This window comes from Microbispora rosea (genome assembly GCF_044460045.1).
Classification (GTDB): domain Bacteria; phylum Actinomycetota; class Actinomycetes; order Streptosporangiales; family Streptosporangiaceae; genus Microbispora; species Microbispora rosea.
This window is the reverse complement of the sequence record NZ_JBITJO010000013.1, coordinates 169,655-191,046: the sequence shown is the minus strand read 5'-3', so window position 1 is coordinate 191,046 and position 21,392 is coordinate 169,655. Positions and strand designations below refer to the sequence as shown.

Sequence of the window (21,392 nt, the reverse complement as noted above, 5' to 3'; positions counted from 1 at the left end):
AAACTTTCAACGAAGCACGCGTCATGTGCGGATGACCGCGCCCGGTAAGGGCAGGCGGCGCGGCATCCGGCCGATTCCCGCGCCGGAGCGCTCTTGACGGAATCGGCGAGGTCGTATTTGCTCCGCCGCACACCCCCCGACAGCCGGCAGAAGGACCGACTCGGCGAGCGATGTTATCGATAACAGCAATCGGCTCACGCCGAGGGCGACGGGTCGGCCACGGACAAGGAGTCAGATGCGCAGGATCGTTGGATGGACGCTGGCGGCGGTGCTGGCCGCCGGGTCCCTGGTCGCGACAGGCGGCATGACGTCGCCGGCCGCCGCGTTGGACAACGGGCTCGCCCGTACGCCCCAGATGGGGTGGAACGACTGGAACAGTTTCGGCTGCAACGTCAACGAGAGCCTCGTGCGGCAGACCGCGGACATCATGGTTTCCAGCGGCATGGCGGCGGCGGGCTACACGTACGTCAACATCGACGACTGCTGGTCGACCAAGAGCCGCAACGCCAACGGCGACCTGGTGCCCGACCCGCAGAAGTTCCCCAACGGGATGAAGGCCCTGGCCGACTACGTCCACTCGAAGGGACTGAAGCTCGGCATCTACTCGTCCGCGGGCACCACGACCTGCGCGGGCTATCCGGCCAGCCTGGGCTACGAGCGGCGGGACGCCGCCCTGTGGGCCTCCTGGGGCATCGACTACCTGAAGTACGACAACTGCGGCGACCACCAGGGCAAGAACGGGCAGCAGCGATACACGGCGATGCGTGACGCGCTCGCCGCCACCGGGCGTCCGATCCTGTTCAGCCTGTGCAACTGGGGCCAGGAGAGCGTCTGGACCTGGGGCATGCAGACCGGCAACTCCTGGCGCAACACGGGCGACATCCAGGCGAACTGGAACTCGGTCATGGGCATCCTCGACCAGCAGGTCGGGCTGGAGTCGTACTCGGGGCCGGGCGGCTGGAACGACCCCGACATGCTGGAGGTCGGCAACGGCTCGCTGACGGCGACCGAGGCCCGGGCGCACTTCAGCCTCTGGTCGCTGCTGAACGCGCCGCTCATCGCGGGCAACGACATCCGCTCGATGAGCGCCGATACCCGCTCGATCCTCACCAACACCGAGGTCATCGCCGTCAACCAGGACTGGGGCGGCCGACAGGGCCACAAGATCAGCGACAACGGCAACCTCGAGGTGTGGCGCAAGCCGATGGCGAACGGCTCGGTCGCCGTCGTGCTGCTCAACCGCGGCAGCGGCACGGCGACGGTGTCCACCAGCGCCTCCGCCCTCGGCCTCGGCGCCGCCGCCTCCTACTCCGTACGCGACCTGTGGGCGCACACGACCGGCTCCTCCTCGGGGACGATCAGCGCGTCGGTGCCCGCGCACGGGGCCGCCATGTACATCGTGAGCGGAGGAGGTCTGGTCACGCCGTCTCCCACGCCCACTCCCACCGGCGGGGGCGCGATCAAGGGCGTGGGGTCGGGCCGGTGCCTGGACGTCAGCGGCGTTTCGCAGGCCAACGGCGCCCAGGTGCAGCTGTGGGACTGCAACGGCCAGTCCAACCAGCAGTGGACGCCGACCGCCTCGGGTGAGCTGCGGGTCTACGGCAACAAGTGCCTGGACGTGAACAACGCCGGCACCGCCGACGGCACCAACGTGATCATCTGGGACTGCAACGGGCAGAACAACCAGAAGTGGCGGCTCAACTCCGACGGCAGCATCACCGCCGTCGGCGCGAACAAGTGCCTGGACGCCTACAACGGCGGCACCGCCAACGGCACAAAGATCATCATCTGGTCCTGCAACGGCCAGTCCAACCAGCGCTGGACCCGCGTCTGACCGGACGTACCGTCGCCTGGGGCGCCCTCGCCGCGAGGGCGCCCCATCGGGGCGTCCTCCTCCTTTACACTGCTAGACATCCGATGTATGCGGCCTCGTTCGCGAGGAAACAGTGGAGGAGTCTCCGTGGCGGTCACGGATGCGGCGATCGACAGAATCAAGCAGATGATCACGTCGGGCGAGCTCGCTCCTGGCGATCGGCTGCCGAAGGAGGCCGATCTGGCCGAACGGCTCGGCCTGTCCCGCAACTCACTGCGGGAGGCCGTCCGCGCCCTCGCACTGATCAACGTGCTCGACGTGCGGCAGGGCGACGGAACCTATGTCACCAGCCTGCAGCCCCACCTGCTCCTGGAGGCGATGTCGTTCGTGGTGGACTTCCACCGCGACGACACCGTGCTGCAGTTCCTGGAGGTGCGGCGGGTTCTGGAGCCCGCCGCCACCGCGATGGCCGCGATGAACATGTCCGACGAGGACGTCAAGGAGCTGCGCGCCATCCTCGACGCGCTGCCCGGCGAGCCCAGCGTCGAGGAGCTGGTCGCCAACGACCTGCGGTTCCACCAGCACATCGCGGCGGGATCGGGCAACCCGGTGCTGTGCTCGCTGATCGACAGCCTCTCCGGGCCGACGACCCGGGCCCGGGTGTGGCGCGGCCTCACCCAGGAGGGAGCGCTCGACGACACCCGGGAGCAGCACGTGATGATCTGCGACGCCATCGCGGCCCGCAGGCCGGAGGTGGCCAGGGCCTGGGCCACGGTCCACGTGGCGGGCGTCGAGGAGTGGCTCCGCCGCACGCTCTGAAGCCGCCCCGGTCCCGGCTTCATCCGCATCGCCGCCCCCGGAAACCGCGCGTACGGCCGCAGCACCGCCCGGTCCCGGCGCGGGAAACGCGGGTCCTCGTGAAACTTCCATCCGCGGCCGAGGGGGTGTGGCTGCTCAGCGCGTGCCCGCGGTGCTCCGGCGAACCGCGTTCTTGTTCCCCGCCCGGGTCTTGGCAAGCGTTGCCCTCGCCGCCTGACGGGTGCTCCCCTCGCATCCGGCGGCCTCAGGACTTCCACGACCCTCAGGGACCCGAGAGGAGACCCGTGCGAACGCGAACGCTCCCGATCGTCCTCACCGCGGCACTCGCCCTGTCGATCGGCGCGGCCGGGCAGCTGCCCGCCCTCGCGGCGGCCGACGGCCCGGCGCTGACGGTGGACACCACCACCGGGCGGCACCCCATCAGCCCGTACATCTACGGCATGAACTTCGCCGACGAGGCGCTGGCCAAGGAACTGCGCCTCCCGGTGCGCAGGTGGGGCGGCAACGCGACGACCCGCTACAACTACCTGTACGACACCAGCAACCGCGCCTCCGACTGGTTCTTCGAGAACATCGCGGAGGACAACGAGGACCCGTCGGAGCTGCCGGACGGCTCCTCCGCGGACCGGTTCGTCGAGCAGGACCGGCGCACCGGCACCGACACCATCCTCACGGTCCCGCTGATCGGCTGGGTCCCCAAGGGCCGCGACGCCTCCTGTGGCTTCTCCGTCGCCAAATACGGCGCGCAGCAGCAGACCGACCAGTGGCGTCCCGACTGCGGCAACGGCGTGAAGCCCGACGGCACGAAGATCACCGGAAACGACCCCCACGACACGAGCGTCGAGGCCGGCGCGGCGTACGTGAAGGACTGGATCAGCCACCTCACCGGCAGGTACGGCACGGCCGCGGGCGGCGGCGTGAAGTTCTACAACCTCGACAACGAGCCCGACATCTGGCACAGCACCCACCGGGACGTCCACCCCGAGGGCGCGAGCTCGGTCGAGCTGCGCGACAAGGCCTACCTCATCGGCGCCGCCGTGAAGGCCGCCGACCCCGGCGCGAAGACACTCGGCCCGGTCGGCTGGGGCTGGTCCTCCTGGGACTACTCCGGCCTCGACCAGGAGACCTGCGGCCGGACCAACTGCTGGTCGAACCCCCCGGACAAGGAGGTTCGCGGCGGCCTCCCGTTCACCACGTGGTATCTCCGCCAGATGAAGAACTACGAGGACGAGCACGGCCTGCGCGTCCTCGACTACTTCGACGAGCACTTCTACCCCCAGGCGTCCGGCATCGCCTTCGGCTCCGGCGGCGACCCGACGACCGACGCCCTGCGGCTGCGTTCCACCCGCGTGTTGTGGGACCCGTCCTACACGGACGAGAGCTGGATCAACACGCAGATCCGGCTCATCCCCCGGATGAAGGAACTGGTGGCCGCCGAGTATCCCGGCACCAAGACCGCGATCACCGAGTACAACTGGGGCGCCCTCGACCACATCAACGGCGCCCTGACGCAGGCCGACATCCTCGGCATCTTCGGCCGTGAGGGCCTCGACCTCGCCACCCTGTGGAGCCCGCCCACGGCCTCCCAGCCCGGCGCGTACGCCTTCCGGATGTACCTGAACTACGACGGCAAGGGCGGCCGGTTCGGCGAGACCGCCGTCGGCGCGACCAGCGCCGACCAGGGCAAGCTGGCGGTGTACGCCGCCGAGCGGACCTCCGACAAGGCGCTCACGCTCGTGGTGGTGAACAAGACCGGCGACGACCTGACCAGCCAGGTCGCCGTCAAGGGACGCGACGGCGGCGCGACCGCGCAGGTCTACCGCTATGGGGCGGCCGACACGTCGGCCATCAGGCGCGACGCCGACGTGCAGGTCGGGGCCGGCGGCTTCACCGGCACGTTCCCGGCCAACTCGATCAGCACCGTCGTGATCCCCGCCGGCGCAGGGCCGTCGCCCTCTCCCTCTCCGAGCGCATCGCCGAGTCCGTCCCCCAGCCCGTCTCCGAGCCCGTCTCCGAGCGCGTCCCCCAGCCCGTCGCCCTCTCCGAGCCGCAGTCCGTCCCCGTCGCCCAGCCCCTCTCCCAGTTCCTCGCCGACGCCGCCCGCCGCCTGCACGGTGACGTACACGGTCACCAACCAGTGGCCCGGCGGCTTCCAGGCCGGGGTACGGATCGTCAACCGGGGAGCCGCGGCCGTGAAGGGCTGGAAGCTCGGCTGGACGTACGGCAACGGGCAGACCGTGACCCAGTTGTGGGACGGCTCCTACACCCAGAGCGGGTCGAAGGTGACGGTGACCAACGCCGCCTACAACGCCACGATCGCGGCGAACGGCGGCAGCGTGACCTTCGGTTTCCTCGGCGGCTACAACGGCGCCAACCCCGCGCCCAAGCAGTTCACGCTCAACGGCTCGCCCTGCGCGACGAGCTGACCCGATGACCCCCGGTGCCGGCCTTCCCCAGCCGGCACCGCCGGGAGTCAGTCCACCATCGCGCCCTTGTCCCGTCCGCACGCGCCGGAGTCGTTGTGCCGGGCGCAGGCCTTGACGAGGGTGAAATCACGCCAGACGGCCATCGGAGAGGCGACCTTCTGGCCGTCACGGGCCACCGGGAAGGGCCCGCACCGATGCCACGGCCCGCCACCCGGCGGCCAGACGTCGAGCCAGACCGCGTCACCCGGTCGCGTGCGGCCGGTGAGGGTGGCCCAGTAGTGCCACTCCCCGCGCGGGCCGGCGTCCCCGCGCCAGAGCGTGACGTTCGCCTCCCCCGCCCATTTCCCGCTCGCCGTCGAGTACACGGGCTTGACGTTGCGCACCGTCAAGGGGTCCGGCCGCGGCCAGTCACGGCAGTCGATCGGCCGATCGCCCGCGGGACCGGCGGGAACCGCACCGGACGACGAAGGAAAGGCCAGGAGCACGGTCGCGGCGACGATCGCCGTGGTGGTCCTGCCACGCCTGCTTCGGATCACCGGACGAGTATCGACGACGGTACGCGTCGGCGCAATCACACACCGTTATCGGCTTCGCGCGCGACAACCAGGCGAATTCTTGTCGCCACAGCCGCTATAACGGCCAAAAAGCAATCATTGACCGCCATTTGACAAAAAGTTACATTACGTCGGCAGATCGGGGGCCGGGCACTCGAAAGGAGACCCTCCTCATGGTGCGACGATTCCTGATCACCGCGGCGACGGCCGTGCTCGTCCTCGTCTGGGGCGTTCCACCGGCCGCTCACGCGGCGGACGGGACCAGGACGCCCGGATCGCCCTCCTACACGGTCACCCTGACGAGCAACGCCTCGGGCAGCACGTGGACGGGGCATGAGAGTGTCACCTTCGCCAACCCGTCGGCGGACCCCCTGACGGAGGTCTACCTCCGCCTGTGGGACAACTACCACGGGGCATGCCCGTCCACGCCGATCACCGTCACCAACGTGACCGGGGGCACGCCGTCCCCGCTGTCGGTCTCCTGCACCGCGATGAAGATCACGCTGCCCGCCCCGCTCGCCCAGAACCAGAGCGCCTCGATCGGGTTCGACCTCGGCATCGTCGTGCCCAGCGGCGCCGACCGCTTCGGGCGCGACGGCTCCTACAACTTCATCGGCAACGCGCTGCCGGTCCTGGCGGTCCGCGACGCGAGTGGCTGGCACCTCGATCCTTACAGCAACAACGGCGAGTCCTTCTACGCGCTCACCAGCGACTATTCGGTGACGCTCGACCACCCGTCGTCGCTGCTGGTGCCGGCGACCGGCACCTCCGCCGACACGCCGGGAACGTCCGGCCGCACGATCACCAAGGCGACCGCGAAGAACGTCCGCGAGTTCGCCTGGGCGGCCGGGCCGTTCGTGAAGACCACGAGCACCACCACGACGGGCGTCGTCGTCAACGTCTACCGGGTGAGCTCGATCAGCTCCGGCAGCGCGAGCTCGATGATGACCACCGCGAAGAACGCGCTCGTCGCCCATGCGGGACGGTTCGGCGCCTACCCGTACGGCGAGGCGGACGTGGTGCTGGACAACAACTTCTGGTTCGGCGGCATGGAGTATCCGGGCTTCGTGCTCGACGTGGTCAGCTCCACCGCGCTCGCCCACGAACTGGCCCACCAGTGGTGGTACGGCATCGTCGGCGACGACGAGTACACCAGCCCGTGGCTGGACGAGGCGTTCACCGACTACGCCACCGACCTCTACAACGGCGTCTCGGGCGCCAACTGCTGGAACAGGGTCTCCTGGCAGTCGTCCGCCGAGAAGATCAGCAACTCGATGGCCTACTGGGACGCCCATTCGAGCCGGTACGGCACCGTCGTCTACACCTACGGCAAGTGCGCACTGCACGACCTGCGGCGCACGATCGGCACGACGGCGATGCAGAACCTGCTGCAGAACTACGCCGCCGCCCACTGGTACGGGGTCTCGACCACCGCGGACTTCAAGGCCGCGGCGCAGGCGGCCACCACCGTCGACCTGTCGTCGTTCTGGACCACGCACCGCATCGACGGCTGACGCCACCGGGGTCCGCTCCGGCCGCCTATCCTGGGCGCATGAAGATCGGCGAGCTGTCCGGCGGAGTCCTCATGGCGGTCGTCCTCGCGGGGTGCTCGGCCGGGAGCACCCCGTCCGCGGGCGCGCTGAAGGTGAGCAGCCCGGCCTTCACCGACGGCGCCGCGATCCCCGCGAAATACGCGTGCGCCCGGCAGGGAGGCGAGGACGTCTCGCCCCCGCTGGCCTGGAGCGGCGTTCCCGAGTCCGCTCGCGAGCTGGCGATCGTGGTGGACGACCCGGACGCGCCCGGCGGGACGTACGTCCACTGGATCGTGACCGGCATCCCCGTCACCGAGACGGGCGTGCCCGAGGGCCGGGCCCCGGGGAGGGTCCTGCCGGGCAGCGACGGCATCGCCGCCTATGCCGGGCCCTGCCCGCCGAGCGGGACGCATCACTATCACTTCGTCGTGTACGCGCTGCGCGGCCCGATCACGCCGAGCGGAGACGCGGCAGCGGTCCACCAGCAGATCAAGAAGGCCGCGATCGGCTCGGGCGAGACCGTCGGCACCTGGAGCGGCTGACCGCCGCTCCTTGCCGCCTCCCGGAACGACGGCAAGGAGCGACGGCAGGGAACGACGACACGGAACGACGACACGGAACGACGACGGCTTCGGCGCGGGTCAGAGTTCGAGGACGAGGCGGGCGGAGCGGGCCCGCGACACGCAGATGAACATGACGTCCCCCGCCTCGCGCTCCTCCTCGGTGAGCAGGTCGTCGCGGTGGTCGGGAACGCCGGAGAGCACCGCCGTCTCACAGGTGCCGCAGGTGCCCTCGCGGCAGGACGACAGCACCGCGACCCCCGCCTCCTCGACCACCTCCAGGATCGAGCGGCCCTCCGGCACGGTCAGCGTCGTACCGGTCAGGGCCAGCTCCACCTCGAAGGCGCGCTCCGCCGTGCCCGCCGCGGCGCCCTCTTCCGTGGCCTCCGCCGCACCCGCGCCGTTCCGGGCCGTGGGCACGAAGCGTTCGACCCGCAGCGCTCCCTTGGGCCAGGAGGCGCACCGTTCCTGCGCCGCCGCCAGCAGCGGCTCGGGTCCGCAGCAGTAGACGAGGGTGTCCGTACGCGGATCGCCGAGCAGGGCGTCGAGGTCGAGCAGGCCCGTCTCGTCCTGCGGGCACAGCTCCACCCGGCCCGGATGGTCCCGGGCGAGCCGGTCGGCGAACGCCATCGAGGCGCGGGTGCGCCCGCCGTACACCAGCCGCCAGTCGCACCCGCGCCGCGCCGCCTCCTCGATCATCGGCAGGATCGGGGTGATGCCGATGCCGCCGGCGACGAACAGGTAGCGGGATGACTCGCCGAGGCCGAAGCGGTTGCGGGGACCGCGCACCCCGATCGTGTCGCCCTCCGCGAGCCGGTCGTGCACGTACGCGGAGCCGCCCCGCCCGCCGTTCTCCCGGAGCACCGCCACCTGGAAGACCGAGGAGTCGCCGGGGTCGCCGCACAGCGAATACTGCCTGACCAGTCCCGGGCCGAGCAGCAGATCGAGGTGGGCGCCCGGCGTCCAGGCGGGCAGCGGGCCGCCGTCGGGACGGGCGAGGCTCAGGAGGACGACGCCCTCGGCGACGGGCACCTTACCCACCACCTTCACGTCGAGCTCCGGTTCCGTGACGGGCATGGTCGCCGGGGCTTCCTTTCTGGAGGATGTCGCGTCTCAGACGAGCGCGGCTGCCGGGGCCGGGGAGTCGTGCTCCGCCGGAGGGCGGGGCAGGTGGCCCTCCGGGTGGCCGAGCAGCCAGTCCCACAGGATCACCGGGTCCTCGAACTCGCGCTCCGCCCCGCAGAAGCAGGAGGCGTGCAGCCGGTCCGTCCCCGGCAGCCAGCGGATGCGGTAGACGGTGCGGCCGTCCCGCGCGCCGGAGTCCCGCGCGCTCATCGAACGGCGGTCTGCGAGGCCGGCACGTCTCCGGCCATCCGGGCGAGGAGGCGGCGGGCGGCCAGGCCACCGGTGTCGATGTTCACCGACAGCTCCTGGTAGCGGTCCGGCTCCCGGGCGATGACCTCCTCCAGCGTGTTGAGCGCGGCCACGTCCTGCAGCACGACGGTGCGGTTGCTGTCCCGCAGGAAGTCGGAGACCTTCTCGTCGTCGAGTGCGAAGTCGCGCGCCACCGCCCAGAAGTCGTAGGTGGAGTTCTCCGTCGACGGGGTGATCGCGTACACGACCTCGACGTGGAACGCGTGCGAGTCCGTGCCGTCGGCGGCGGGCGGCGGCGACCCGACCGGCGCGATGCGGCTGTGCAGCAGATACAGGCACGGCGGGTGATACTCGATGTCCTGCCAGCGGGTGATCCGGCCCTTGATGCCGGTCGACTCGGCGTAGAACGGCGGGCAGGCCGCGTCGTCCATGTGGCGGCTGACGTAGACGATGCCCGCGTCCTCGTCGACCTCCGTCGTGATCGGGGTCTCGGCCACTTCGGGGGTGCCGATGTACCCGCCGTGCAGGTACGTCTCGTGGGACAGGTCGAGGAGGTTGTCCACGAGCAGGCCGTACCGCGCGTTGAGCGGCTCCATCCCGCACACCGTGGCGTAGTCGGGCGAGACCAGCCAGGGAGCGCGCGGGGGCAGCGTGTCGCCAGGCTCGCGGTCGCCGATCCACACCCAGACGAACGAGTCCTGCTCCACCAGGGGGTAGGTGCGGAGCCGCGCGGTGCGCGGGATGCGCTGCTGGGCGGGCACGGCGACGCAGACGCCGTCCGGTCCGTAGGTGAAGCCGTGGTAGCCGCAGACCACGCGGTCGCCGACCAGGTGGCTGGGCGATTCCGACAGGGGGAAGCGGCGGTGCACGCAGCGGTCGGCCATCGCCACCGCCCGCCCGTCCTCGGTGCGCCAGAGCAGGATCGGCTCGTTCAGGATGGTGCGGCCGAGTTGACGCCGGCCCACCTCGTGGCCGTAGGCGGCCACGTACCACTGGTTGCGGGCGAATTCGGTGACGATCACAGGTCACTCCTCGGGGCCGGCGGTCAGTGGCCGCCGGCGCAGGTCAGGTTTGCGAATCTTGCCGGAACCGGTCTTGGGCAGCGCGTCGACGATATCGACGTAGACCGGGATCTTGTACTTCGCGAGCCGGGGGCGGAGGAAGTCCCGCAGCCCGCCGGGGGTGACGACCGCGCCGGGGCGCGGCACGACGAAGGCGCGGCCGACCTCGCCCCACGTGTCGTCGGGCACCCCGACCACGGCGGCCTCCGCCACGGCCGGGTGCTCGAAGAGCACGCCCTCCACCTCCGCCGGGTAGACGTTCTCTCCGCCGGAGATGTACATGTCCTTCACCCGGTCGACGACGTAGAGGTGGCCCTCGTCGTCCAGGGTGGCGACGTCGCCGGAGTGGAACCAGCCGCCCTCGGCCAGCGCGGCAGCGGTCGCCTCCGGATCGCGCCAGTAGCCGGGGGTGACGTTCGGCCCCTGCACGAGCACCTCGCCCGGCTCGCCGGGCGCCACGGGGGTGAGGTCGGGCCGGACCACGCGCACGTTGGCGAAGAACACCGGCACCCCGGCGGAGCCCACCTTGCGCACGCTCTCGCCCGCCTCCAGGAAGGTCGCGCCCGGCGAGGTCTCCGTCAACCCGTAGCCCTGGCAGAAGACCAGGCCGCGTTCCTGGTAGGCGCGGATCAGCGCGACCGGGATGGACGCGCCCCCGGACATCAGGGTGCGCAGCGAGGACAGGTCGGCGCCGGGCCACCGGGGCGACCCCGCCAGCGCGGCGAACATCGCGGTGACTCCGAACATCCAGGTGACCCGGTGCCTCTCGATGAGGTCGTAACACCGGTCCACGTCCCATGACGGCATGATGACCGAGATGCCGCCCTTGAGGAAGGTCGGCAGCAAAGTCTGATTCAGCGCCGCCACGTGGAACAGCGGCGCGCTGATCAGCGTGACCTCGGTGCTCGTCACGTCCACGCTGATCAGGACGTGGTAGCAGTTCCACACCAGGTTGGCGTGGCTGAGCATGGCGCCCTTGGGCCGTCCGGTGGTGCCGGACGTGTAGAGGATGAGCGCGATGTCGTCGAGCGCCACCGGGGTGTCGATCGGCGTGGGGTCGCCCTGCGACAGCCACGTCTCGTAGTGCCGCTCCCCCTCCGCCGGGGACTCCAGCGCCACGACCGTGCGCAGACCCGGGAAGCCGGGCAGAGCTCGGACCACCGCCGCGCATTCCGGCCCGTAGACGAGGACCGACGCGCCCGAGTGTTCGAGCATGTACGCGATCTCGGGCGCGGCAAGCCGGAAGTTCAGCGGGACGAAGATCCCGCCGAGCACGTGGGTGGCGAACATCGTCTCGGCGAAGGCGACATGGTTGGGGCCGAGGTAGGCGACCCGGTCCCCCGCCCGCACCCCACCGTCACGCAGCCGCGACGCGAGCCTCGTCGTCCGCTCATGCACCTGCGCATAGCTGAGCGGCCGGTCCGCGTAGACGAACGCGGTGCGGTCCGGGCTCATCTGGGCCCTGCGGGCCGGCCAGCCTCCCAGTCCGGCATTGCGCATGAACGGCACTCCTCGGTCAGGCGGAGGACGGTTCCGCCGTGTCGGCGACGCGACCGGATGCGGGCCCGCCGACGGCGACCGAGGTGAGGTCGTGACGGCTGGTCTCGCGCAGCGCCAGGATACAGATCACGGTCAGCAGACAGCAGGCCGCGATGATCACCGATATCGTCGTCGTGCCGCCTCCGGTCGAGGCGTCGAGCTGGGCGAACAGCAGCGGTGCGAGACCCGCCCCGAGCCCGGCGATCTGGTAGCCGAGCGAGGCTCCCGTGTAGCGGCTCCCGGTGGCGAACAGCTCGGTGTACAACGCCGCGAGCGGGCCGTACATCAGCGGGTGGACGATCGACTGGCCGATCACGAGCGCGACGGCGAGCACGGCCGTGCTGCCGGAGTCCACCATCGGGAAGAGCGCGAAGCCGAACGCCGCCATGAGCACCGCGCCCACGAGCACCACCGGCCGGCGCCCGACCTTGTCGGACAGCGCCGACCAGCCGACGATGCCCAGCACGGCCAGCGCGGACGAGAGCGTGAGCGCGTTCAGCACCGCCTGCCGGGGGAAGCCGGCGCGCACGCCGTACGCGATGAGATACGTGGTGAGGGTGCCCTGCGCCACGAAGGCGGACAGCCCGACGCCGACCCCGAGCAGGAGGGCCCTCGGGTGGTCGCGGAACACGTCCAGCAGCGGCAGCCGGGACGCCCGTTCCTTCGCGGCCTCGAACACCGGGGTCTCCTGGACCCGCAGCCGGACGAACAGACCGACCGCCAGCAGCGCGATGCTGATCAGGAACGGCACCCGCCAGCCCCAGCTCAGGAACGCCTGCTCGTCCATGACGGCGGCCGTGCCGCTGAGCACCGCCGTGGACAGCACCATGCCGAAGGGGGCTCCCGCGTTGGTGAAGCTCGCCCACAGGCCACGCCTGCCGGTGGCGTGCTCGGCGGACATCAGCACCGCGCCGCCCCACTCGCCGCCGACGGCGATGCCCTGCAGCACCCGGAGCACGACGAGCGAGATCGGCGCGAGGCTGCCGATCTGCGCGTAGGTGGGGAGCAGGCCGATGAGGAAGCTCGCGACGCCCATCAGGGTCATGGTCAGGACGAGCATGCGCTTGCGTCCCAACCGGTCGCCGTAGTGGCCGAAGATCACGCCGCCGAGCGGCCTCGCCAGGTAGCCGGTGGCGAACGTGCCGAAACTGGCGACCGTCGCGGTGAGCGAGTCGAGGGAGGAGAAGAAGACCTTGTTGAAGACCACCGCCGACGCCGTGGCGTACAGCAGGAAGTCGTAGTACTCGATGACGCTGCCCAGGAAGCTGGAGGCCACCGCGCGGCGGAGCTGTATCGGGCTGGGGGGTGCGGCTGACAGGTTCGGCATGACCGAGCTCCTCGTCCGGGAGCGAGCTGGACTCTCGCCTTCTCGTCCGGAGGTTAGGCAGATCTGTAACGGAGGTCAACACTTTGCCCAATATGGAACCGGGCGGTCCGGGTCCGGGCGCATGCGTACCCGGCCCTCCGCCTTCCATTCCCGCGGCGGCGCGACCGCGCCGCGGCGCCGCGGCGCCCGTCTCGGCGTGCTGTACAGCTCCGGCGGTGATGCGGGCGACGGCCCGGTCGCGGGCGGCGGCGATGTCCCCAGCATGGGGGCCGGAGTACCAGGGGCGGAGCTTCAGCAGCGCCGGCCGGACTCCGATGGCCAGCAGCAGCGCGGTGCCCGGTTCGAGCGCGCGGATCGCGGCGGGCTCGAGGATGTCCTGGCGGCGCAGGCTGATCTGCTCGCCGGCGTGGCGCTCGCCGTAGGACAGGCTCCTGACCGGGACGTCGTGCTGCCCGCTTAGCGTCGCCAGGTCCCGGGCGGCGGTCCCCACAGGTTCCGCTTGCCGGGGTCTTCGACGGTGAGCACGAAGTGCCCGGCCAGGCGGTGGGGCGTCTTCGACCGTTGTCAGTGCCCGGAGGGGGTTCCACCACCAGCGTTGCGGCTGGTAGGTGATGGACTGCGGGTCGAACGGCCACACCGTGCCCCAACACCTTCAGTGATCTTCTAGCGCCGCGCAGTACCGCGGGATCAGCGGGCTGTTTCGGTGGCGGTGCGGGCGAGCAGCAGGGCGATGTCGTCCCGGGCGTGGGCGCCGAGGCTGACCAGCAGGCTGTCGCACAGCTGGTCCAGTGATCGTGCGGGGCCGGCGGCCAGGGTGCGGGCGAGCCGGGACATGCCGGTGGTGATGTCCTGGCCGGGGTGCTCGATCAGCCCGTCGGTGTAGAGGGCCAGCACGCTGCCCGCGGGCAGGTCGATGTCGGTGGCCGGGTGGCGGCCCTGGCCCACGCCGAGCAGCACTCCGCCCGGCACGTCGATGAAGTCCACCCTGCCGTCGGGGTAGCGGAGGGCGGGCGGCAGGTGCCCGGCGCTGGTGAGGCGGCACCGCCGGGAGGCCGGGTCATACAGGGCGTACAGGCAGGTGGCGCCGGTCTCCTCGCCGTGCCCGGAGACCACGCCGCTGAGCTGGGCCATGATCTCCTCCGGCGGGTGCCCGAGGCGGGCCAGGGCCGCGGTGGTGGTGCGGAGCTGGCCCATGAGCGCCGCGGCGTGGATGCTGTGGCCGGTCACATCCCCGACGACCAGCGCAGCCCGGCCGTCTTTCAGCGGGATGACATCGAACCAGTCGCCGCCCACCTCCGCGGTCTGGCTGGCGGGCTGATAGCGATGGGCGAGCACCAGTCCTGGCACCTGCGGGATGTCCCGGGGCAGCAGGCTGCGCTGCAGGGTGACGGCCGTGGTGCGCTCGCGGGTGTACAGACGGGCGTTGTCGATGCACACCGCCGCCCGGGAGGCCAGGTTGCTGGCCAGCCGCACGTCGGCCTCGCCGTACGGCTCGGGGTGTTCCGCCCGGCTGAACGTGGCCACCCCCAGCGTAACGCCGCGGGCGATCAGCGGCACCGCTATGAACGTGTGCACCCCCCGGGCGAGGAGGGCCTCCGCAATATCGGGCACGTGGGAGAACCGCACGCCAACCTCGGCCCGGTTCCGCGCCAGGAGGGGCTTTCCCCGCAGGAGCACCGAGGAGGGCGGACCGGTGACCGGCGCGGGCACGGTGAACAGATCGCCCACTTTGTAGCCAACATTGCCCCTGGTCTTGCTGATGTCGCGCACCGCCACCCGGCGGAACCGCAGGGGGTCTGAGCCGGGGCGGGGAAGGTCTTCCCCCTGCAGCACCTGGTCGAGCAGGCCGACGGTGACGTGGTCGGCGAGCCCGGGCACGGCCAGGTCGGTGAGTTCTGCGGCCGTGCGGTAGATGTCGAGCGTGGTCCCGATCTGGTGACCGGCCCGTTCGAGCAGGTCATGAGCCTGCCGGAGCGATGTTGCCTGGCTGGTGATGTCCTTGAAAAAGGACAGCGTCCCCAGCACCTGGCCGTTTTCCGTCACCGGGTGCGCCGACCACAGAAGGACCCGGCGCTCGCCTGCCACGGACCGCTTCACGTGCACGTCGACCACGGGAACGCCCCTGTCCATCACCTGCTCGGCGAGGATGCGCTCGACCAAGGCCATGTCCATGTCCGCGTCGAACTCTGAAGGGAGGTGGCCGATGATCGCCTCGTCCGGAAGGCCGAACAGGCGGCGGAACGCCGCGTTGGTGCGCCTGGCGCGCAGTTCGCGGTCGCGGAAGACCAAGGCGGCTGGTGACTGGTCGAACAGCGCGTCCAGTTCGCGAAGGGAAACAGGTCCGGAATTAGAGAGCGACGATTCGGTAACGTCCCGTATGACATCGTCGCCGTTCATAGCGACTCGTTCCGCAGGTCCATCGGCACCGTCTTAGTCCCCGGACAAACAGTGATCAGTGCGAAAGTAGCGTTGAAATGCTGTTTTACCAGGCCGTAACTCGGGCTCCGGTGGGCGGTCACGGTGTGCCACCATGGTCAGCCCTGACCTGTGCGCAAGCGTGTCCTGCTCCCGACTCGCCGCCCACCGCGCCTGCCGGTCAGCCGGAAACGCGACCAGGAGAGCGCCGGAGATGAAGTACGGCAGCCTGTGCGCCACCAGTTGGAGAAGGCGAGGTAACCACTGTCGTCCATTCGGGGCCAGTCCCGGTCGTACCGCGAGGCCGTCGCCGGCTCGGCCGGCAGGTGGCGGCCGGTGAGCACCGTGAGGTCCGTGGCCTCGATCGTCAGATGCGCCAGAAGCCCGCCACTCCGCCTGCAGAGCCCATCGCAGCGACCTGTCCGCCATCGGGCACGCCCCATCCCCGCAGAGCTCACATCTGCACGTTCAGGGCCATGCCTGCCGCGAGAGGTCTCTGTCATGTCCAGGCTCCCACCCACCACTGGTCGTTCTCTCGGAGGTTGAGTACGGCTGGCGGGTGGTTGATCGGTGAGCGCGGTGTCACCCGCCACGTAGCCGGGTGTTCCTCGGCCAGCCGAATCAAGGCCCAACCCGGCCTTCGCGTGGAGTTCAGGTATGCAGGCACCCGCCGCCGGAGTGCGAATAGGACGATTTAGTCCAGTCTGCTGTGGCCTGGTCAGAGCTGTCAAGGCCGCCAAGGGGACGGCATGCGGACCCTTGTCAGGTGCTCCGCGCCGGTGGCCGGCGAGACGCCGTCGCCGTCACATCGTAAGAATTCATCAGGTCCCAGGCCTGGGGACGGCCAGAGCCTGATGCCGGCTGCGGGATGATCTTCGGGTGCTGCAGTCTGGGGTTGAGCGCCCGTCGTATGACGAGCTTGCCGCCCTGGTGGTGGAGTAGGCGCGGACGATCGCCGAGTTACGCGCCGAGAACGAGCGGATGAGGGTTCGGGTGGCCGAGCTGGAACCGCGACTGGGCCGGAACTCGGGAACTCCTCGCTGCCGCCGTCGGCTGACACCTTCACCCGGCTGGCCAAGCCGCCCGCTGCCAAGAGCGGACGTCGGCGCGGTGGTCAGCCGGGAGCGAGTGGCGGTGGACTGGCCGTGGTGGAGCGGCCCGACATGATCGAGGATCACCTGCCGCCTGGGTCCGCCGGCCACGAAGATGTCCACGCTGTCACCCCCGATCCGGGAACAGGATGTAGCCGGTCAGGTCGGTCACCGGGGCCGAGGACCGCGTCCAGTCACCTCCGGGCCGGGGCGACCACCCGCCAGTCTTCGTCCCGCCACACCATCTGCATCCGTGTCGAGATGCGCACGGTGGCACCGCCACGGCCCGGCCACGACCACGACCACGACCACGACCACGTCGACGATCGCAAGATCAGGTGTGTAGGCCTGCCAGCGAAACGCCTACTCCACCACGTACGCCCGGCCGATCGGCACGCCCTCGGCGACGCCCGCCGCAGCGCCGGCATTGCCGTAGGAGGCGCGAACGGCCCGCAGCAGCGTCGGCCGGCCTGAGCCGGTGAACTGCTCGGCGATGGTCGGCTCGAACACCACAGGCCCCCAGCGCGGGCTGGCCCGCATCCCCAGATGCAGCGCCGCCAGCAACGCCCCCGCTGAGCTGCGGGCGAAGCCGTACGCCCGGTCCCCGGTCACAGTGTGCGGGCCGTCGGAGGCGGAGTACGGCAGACGCACCTCATGGAAGTCCGCCCACCGCCAGCCGCCGAGGTTCACCTCCGTGCCAGTGCCGGTGGGCTGTGCAAGCGCCGACGCGGCCGGTGTGCCGGCAGGTGAGGGTTTCCGGGTGGCCGGCAGCATGGCCAGAAGCACACCCGCCGCGATCAGCCCCGCGGTGACCCCGAGGAAGACGAGCAGCCTCCGGCGCTGCCGCATAGAAGGGCTCATCCGAAAGTCGCCGTGATGATCGGCACGGCGACCGTGGCCAGCGACACCCCGAGCAGCACCTTGGGCAGTTCCGAAGCTCGCTCAGCCGCGTGGTGCGGCCGGCCGGACTGCCCGAGCGCCATCTTGTCGGCGCAAATCAGGATCCCGGCGACGCCCAGGATCAGGCATGCCCACTTACCCAGCCGAGCAACAGGTCGATCTTCGGCTGCAGTCCCGGCGGCACCTTCGGCGGCGGGTTGTTCACCACGTCGTACGGCCCGACCGTGCCGATCGCGTCCTGCAGCTGCGTCCTGCAGCGCATGCAACCACATCAACGCCTCTCCCCACATTCATCGAGACCGCTCCAAACGCTCCCAGCAAGCCGCAGCGGCGTTGCACATCTCGCGACGGCGGCGAGGCGGGGGCAGGTTCGTGAATGCGGACAGACGCGCACGACCCCGGCGGCCGGGGTCGGTCACTCTCAGATGTATGGCATCAATATGACGGCGGTCGAATATTTGCATAACGTCTGAACCGGTCTACCCTGCTGCTGTGACCCTCGGCGGCGAAGACGACCAGACGGCGCCATCCCTGCGCCCGCAGTCCCTGATGTTCAGCTTCCTCGGCATCTACGTGCTGCATCGCGACCTCGCCGTCTACTCCGGGAGCGTCATCGACGTCTTCGCCCGCCTCGGCGTCTCCGAGGAGGCCGTACGGTCGACGCTCGCACGGATGGTGAAGCGGAACCTGCTGACACGTCATCGGCAGGGACGGAAGGTGTATTTCGGGCTGACCCCGCATGCCGTGGAGGTCCTGGAGGACGGACGCAGGCGGGTGTGGGAGACCGGCGCGGTGAACCGCGACTGGGACGGCACGTGGACGCTCGTCGGCTTCTCGATCCCGGACAGCCGCCGCAGCACGCGGCACGACCTGCGGTCGCGGCTCATCTGGAACGGCTTCGGCCTGCTGCAGAGCGGGCTGTGGATCGCGCCGGGCGTCAAGGACGTCACCGACGTTCTCGCCTCCCTCGATCTGGGCGACCACGTGACCGTGCTGACCGCCAGGGCGTTCAAGCCGACCGAGGCGGCCGACCTCGTCGGGAAGGCGTTCGACATCGAGCAGATCGCCGCGCGCTACCGGGCGTTCCTCGCCCAGTGGGACGTCCCCCGGCCGTTCCCCGGCGCGCCCGACGACCTCGCGCGGCAGTTGCTGCTGCACACCGACTGGCTGCAGCTCGTCCGCCAGGATCCGCACCTGCCCGCCGAGCACCTGCCCCAGGACTGGCCGGCGATCCAGGCCGAGCAGACCTTCCAGACGCTCGCCCAGCGGTACGAGCCGCCCGCCGCCGAGCTGGCCGCCCCCCTCCTGGACATGCTGGTCGTCTGACGCCCGGCCGCGCCGCCCCCTGATGGCTCGTCGCGGCGCGGCCGGGACCGGTCAGGCGATCGTGCAGGCCGCGCCGTTGAGGGCGAAAGCGGCCGGTGCGGTGTTGCTGCCGCTGTAGGTGGCCTGGAAGCCGAAGTTCGTGCTGCCTCCGGCGGGGATGGCGGGGTTGTAGGAGACGTTGCGTGCGGTGACCTGGGCGCCGGACTGGGTCACGCCGGCGTTCCACGCGTTGGTGATCCGCTGGTTGCCCGGCCACGTCCAGGTGACGGTCCAGCCGTTCACGGGCGCGTTGCCGGTGTTCGTGATCGTGACGTCCGCCGTGAAGCCGTCGCTCCAGGAGTTGGGCCTGTACGTGATCCGGCAGGAGGCGCCCTGCTGCGGATTCGACGGGCTCGCGGACGGGCTCGCGGACGGGCTCGCGGACGGGCTGACACTCGGACTCACGGACGGGCTCGCGGACGGGCTGACGCTCGGACTCGGACTCGGACTCGGGCTCGGGCTGCCGGTGAGACCGAAGAACTGGATGGCGACGGCCGCCATGCCGCCCATGGGGAGGCTGTGGCCCGCGCCCTGGATGGTGTAGGCCTCGACCTGCACCGTCCCCGAGGCGTCGGCGTAGCGGCGGCGGTTCCACCCGGACTGCGGCGTGTCCGTGGTGGTCGGCGTCTGGCTCAGGCCGTGGACGTTCGTCCACTGCTTGATCTCCTCGTCCAGCTCGGCGTAGGAGACCACGGTGTCACTGGTGCCGTGCCACAGCTGCATGCGCGGCCAGGGTCCCCGGTAGCCCGGGTTCGCGTTGCGGACCGCGTCGCCCCACTGCTGCGCGGTCTTGCCCACGCACGGGGAGGAGTTGCCCGCCGGGTTGTAGGCCGCCTCGTTGGGGAAACACGTGAACGGCACGCCCATGAACGCCGCGCCCGCCTTGAAGACCTCGGGATACAGGGCGAGCATGGCGTTGGTCATCATCGCGCCGGAGGAGGCGCCGGTCGCGAACACCCGGTTCGGGTCTCCGTGGTACTGCTGCTCGACGTAGGTCACCATCGACATGAGCGACACCGGGTCGGTCTGGCCGCCGCGTACCTTGGACGCCTCGGACCAGTTGTCGAAGCAGTTCATCTTCTTCGAGGCCGACGGGTAGATCACGATGAAGCCGTGCCGGTCGGCCAGCGACGCGAACTCGGTGGACGAGTAGAAGCCCGGCCCCGTTCCGCCGCACGTGTGCATGGCCAGCACGATCGGCGGGTTCTGCTGCACGCTGTTCGGGACGTACAGGTACATGCGCAGGTTGCCGGGGTTGGCGCCGAAACCGGTCACCTCGGTAAGCGTGGCCGCGGCGGCGGGGTGCGCGGACACCAGCACCGACGCCAGGGCCGCGGCGGCGCACAGCACCGCGGTGACGGCACCGGCGAACGCCGCGAGTAATCGCTTCATCCGCTCCTCCTTTTTGGATCAGCGGCGGTTCCTTCTTTTCCGTGTGCCTTTCCGCGCACGTCCCGGAATCGCCGTCCGCTCGGAAGTTGTGACGTCAGCCGGTATAGAAGGGGCGTCGGCCCGCAGTCAAGGCACGCCCGCGAGGGCCTCGGCGATCGAATAGGCGTTTCCGCTGCATATCAAGGTACTTTGTATCAAGTAACTTGATACATACGCGCGAAACTTACATCCTGAAGATCGCACGGTATGGTCGTCCGGTGACCGCCCGCCGCACCCGTCCCAGCGCCCAGCCCGCCGCGCCCGCGGCACGCCTGAGCTACCTGGTGTTCCGCCTGGAACGCCGCATCCGCGCCCGCCTGGACGACGCGCTCGCCAGGCACGGCGTCACCACGACCGAATACATGGCGCTCAGCGAACTGCGCACACGCGACGGGGCGTCGTCGGCGGAGCTGGCCCGCATCGCCTTCGTCACGCCGCAGGCGATGAACCTCGTCATCCGCGACCTGGAACGGCGCGGCCTGATCCGCCGCGATCCGCACCCGGGCGGCGGCCGCACGCTGTGCGCCCGCCTCACTCCCGAGGGGGTGGCCGTGCTGCGGCGCTGCGACAGCTCGCTGGACGACATCGAAGCGGTCATGCTGGAGAAGGTCGACAACACCACGCGTGAGACCCTCAGAGACGGCCTCACCGTGTGCGCCCGGGCCCTTCGCTCCGACGCGTACTGACGACGTCGTCAGAGCGGCCTGGTCATGAACACGCTGTTCGGATCGGGCCGATAGTCGGCGAAGGGCTCGCAGCGCACGAACCCGAACTTCTCGTACAGCCGCCTGGCGGGCAGGAAGAAGTCGGCAGAGCCGGTCTCCAGGCTCAGCCGGATGAAGCCCATCCGCCGGGCCTCGGCGATGATGTGCTCCAGCAGCAGGGACGCGACCCCGCCGCGCTTGCGCGACGCCGCCGTACGCATCGACTTCAGCTCGGCGTGCGCCGGGTCGAGCCTCTTGATCGCCCCGCAGCCCACGACGGTGTCACCGTCCATCACCGACCAGAACGTGACCTCGGGCGTGCGCAGGGCGTCGAGATCGAGGGCGTGCTTGCTCTCCAGCGGCGTGATGGACCGCATCTCCCCGACGTGTTCCCGCAGGAACTCGGCGATCTGCGGGCCGGACAGGTCGTCCTCGACGATTCTCATCGCGCTCGTTCATCCCGGGATGCTCGTGACGTCGG

At 70.3% G+C, this 21,392-nt stretch carries 19 protein-coding genes; 8 read left to right on the top strand and 11 right to left on the bottom strand.

From position 1 onward, the window contains the following. Positions 1-235: 235 nt before the first annotated feature. The 3 genes from ACIBK1_RS36475 to ACIBK1_RS40645 all read left to right on the top strand — a co-directional run bounded on the left by ACIBK1_RS36475 (position 236) and on the right by ACIBK1_RS40645 (position 5,058). Positions 236-1,834, top strand: coding sequence for a glycoside hydrolase family 27 protein (locus ACIBK1_RS36475; protein ID WP_396740199.1), 1,599 nt, complete (start codon positions 236-238; stop codon positions 1,832-1,834). 126 nt (positions 1,835-1,960) lie between these two features. Beyond that, positions 1,961-2,632 (top strand): FadR/GntR family transcriptional regulator, encoded by a 672-nt coding sequence (locus ACIBK1_RS36470; protein WP_030510179.1) that lies wholly within the window; start codon positions 1,961-1,963, stop codon positions 2,630-2,632. 284 nt (positions 2,633-2,916) lie between these two features. Beyond that, a complete protein-coding gene (locus tag ACIBK1_RS40645; protein ID WP_030510180.1) occupies positions 2,917-5,058 on the top strand; it encodes a glycoside hydrolase family 44 protein in 2,142 nt (713 codons plus the stop codon). A gap of 47 nt (positions 5,059-5,105) precedes the next feature. Here the strand turns inward: ACIBK1_RS40645 and ACIBK1_RS36450 are convergent, their stop codons facing one another. Further along, positions 5,106-5,594, bottom strand: coding sequence for a hypothetical protein (locus tag ACIBK1_RS36450; protein WP_030510181.1), 489 nt, complete (start codon positions 5,592-5,594; stop codon positions 5,106-5,108). Positions 5,595-5,785: 191 nt separating this feature from the next. Between ACIBK1_RS36450 and ACIBK1_RS36445 the strand changes: the two genes are divergently transcribed. Together ACIBK1_RS36445 and ACIBK1_RS36440 are read left to right on the top strand one after the other, a co-directional pair. Then, positions 5,786-7,126, top strand: a complete 1,341-nt coding sequence (locus ACIBK1_RS36445; RefSeq protein ID WP_081903800.1) for a M1 family metallopeptidase — start codon at positions 5,786-5,788, stop codon at positions 7,124-7,126. A gap of 38 nt (positions 7,127-7,164) precedes the next feature. Beyond that, positions 7,165-7,686: a YbhB/YbcL family Raf kinase inhibitor-like protein gene (locus tag ACIBK1_RS36440; RefSeq protein WP_030510183.1), complete on the top strand. Its 522-nt coding sequence runs from the start codon at positions 7,165-7,167 to the stop codon at positions 7,684-7,686. Positions 7,687-7,785: 99 nt separating this feature from the next. Here the strand turns inward: ACIBK1_RS36440 and ACIBK1_RS36435 are convergent, their stop codons facing one another. The 5 genes from ACIBK1_RS36435 to ACIBK1_RS36415 are packed head-to-tail and all read right to left on the bottom strand — an operon-like array spanning position 7,786 to position 13,005. After that, positions 7,786-8,781 carry a PDR/VanB family oxidoreductase gene (locus ACIBK1_RS36435; RefSeq protein WP_030510184.1) on the bottom strand — a complete coding sequence of 332 codons (996 nt, stop codon included), beginning with the start codon at positions 8,779-8,781 and terminating at the stop codon, positions 7,786-7,788. A 36-nt stretch (positions 8,782-8,817) separates the two neighbouring features. Continuing rightward, positions 8,818-9,039, bottom strand: coding sequence for a hypothetical protein (locus ACIBK1_RS36430; RefSeq protein ID WP_030510185.1), 222 nt, complete (start codon positions 9,037-9,039; stop codon positions 8,818-8,820). Next, a complete protein-coding gene (locus ACIBK1_RS36425; RefSeq protein WP_197042781.1) occupies positions 9,036-10,100 on the bottom strand; it encodes an aromatic ring-hydroxylating dioxygenase subunit alpha in 1,065 nt (354 codons plus the stop codon). The genes ACIBK1_RS36430 and ACIBK1_RS36425 overlap by 4 nt, the downstream gene beginning before the upstream one ends. A gap of 3 nt (positions 10,101-10,103) precedes the next feature. Beyond that, positions 10,104-11,639, bottom strand: a complete 1,536-nt coding sequence (locus ACIBK1_RS36420; protein WP_030510187.1) for an acyl-CoA synthetase — start codon at positions 11,637-11,639, stop codon at positions 10,104-10,106. A 16-nt stretch (positions 11,640-11,655) separates the two neighbouring features. Further along, positions 11,656-13,005: an MFS transporter gene (locus ACIBK1_RS36415; protein ID WP_396740196.1), complete on the bottom strand. Its 1,350-nt coding sequence runs from the start codon at positions 13,003-13,005 to the stop codon at positions 11,656-11,658. A 121-nt stretch (positions 13,006-13,126) separates the two neighbouring features. Here ACIBK1_RS36415 and ACIBK1_RS36410 point away from each other — a divergent pair, with 121 nt between their 5' ends. Further along, positions 13,127-13,465: a hypothetical protein gene (locus tag ACIBK1_RS36410; protein WP_036407988.1), complete on the top strand. Its 339-nt coding sequence runs from the start codon at positions 13,127-13,129 to the stop codon at positions 13,463-13,465. Between the two features lie 227 nt (positions 13,466-13,692). On the opposite strand, the gene ACIBK1_RS36405 is transcribed toward ACIBK1_RS36410, so the two are convergent. The 3 genes from ACIBK1_RS36405 to ACIBK1_RS36395 form a co-directional block, all read right to left on the bottom strand. Further along, positions 13,693-15,402, bottom strand: a complete 1,710-nt coding sequence (locus ACIBK1_RS36405) for a SpoIIE family protein phosphatase (RefSeq protein ID WP_396740194.1) — start codon at positions 15,400-15,402, stop codon at positions 13,693-13,695. 1,472 nt (positions 15,403-16,874) lie between these two features. After that, positions 16,875-17,360, bottom strand: coding sequence for a hypothetical protein (locus ACIBK1_RS36400; RefSeq protein ID WP_030510189.1), 486 nt, complete (start codon positions 17,358-17,360; stop codon positions 16,875-16,877). A 172-nt stretch (positions 17,361-17,532) separates the two neighbouring features. Beyond that, positions 17,533-17,673 (bottom strand): hypothetical protein, encoded by a 141-nt coding sequence (locus ACIBK1_RS36395; protein ID WP_396740192.1) that lies wholly within the window; start codon positions 17,671-17,673, stop codon positions 17,533-17,535. Between the two features lie 230 nt (positions 17,674-17,903). On the opposite strand from ACIBK1_RS36395, the gene ACIBK1_RS36390 reads away from it, so the two are divergent. Then, a complete protein-coding gene (locus ACIBK1_RS36390; protein ID WP_030510190.1) occupies positions 17,904-18,737 on the top strand; it encodes a PaaX family transcriptional regulator in 834 nt (277 codons plus the stop codon). Positions 18,738-18,788: 51 nt separating this feature from the next. On the opposite strand, the gene ACIBK1_RS36385 is transcribed toward ACIBK1_RS36390, so the two are convergent. Then, positions 18,789-20,168: an extracellular catalytic domain type 1 short-chain-length polyhydroxyalkanoate depolymerase gene (locus ACIBK1_RS36385; protein ID WP_396740189.1), complete on the bottom strand. Its 1,380-nt coding sequence runs from the start codon at positions 20,166-20,168 to the stop codon at positions 18,789-18,791. A gap of 257 nt (positions 20,169-20,425) precedes the next feature. On the opposite strand from ACIBK1_RS36385, the gene ACIBK1_RS36380 reads away from it, so the two are divergent. Continuing rightward, a complete protein-coding gene (locus ACIBK1_RS36380; protein WP_030510192.1) occupies positions 20,426-20,893 on the top strand; it encodes a MarR family winged helix-turn-helix transcriptional regulator in 468 nt (155 codons plus the stop codon). A gap of 8 nt (positions 20,894-20,901) precedes the next feature. Here ACIBK1_RS36380 and ACIBK1_RS36375 read toward each other — a convergent pair whose 3' ends face one another. Next, on the bottom strand, positions 20,902-21,357 hold the full coding sequence (locus ACIBK1_RS36375) for a GNAT family N-acetyltransferase (protein ID WP_030510193.1): 456 nt from the start codon (positions 21,355-21,357) through the stop codon (positions 20,902-20,904). Between the last annotated feature and the right edge of the window lie 35 nt (positions 21,358-21,392).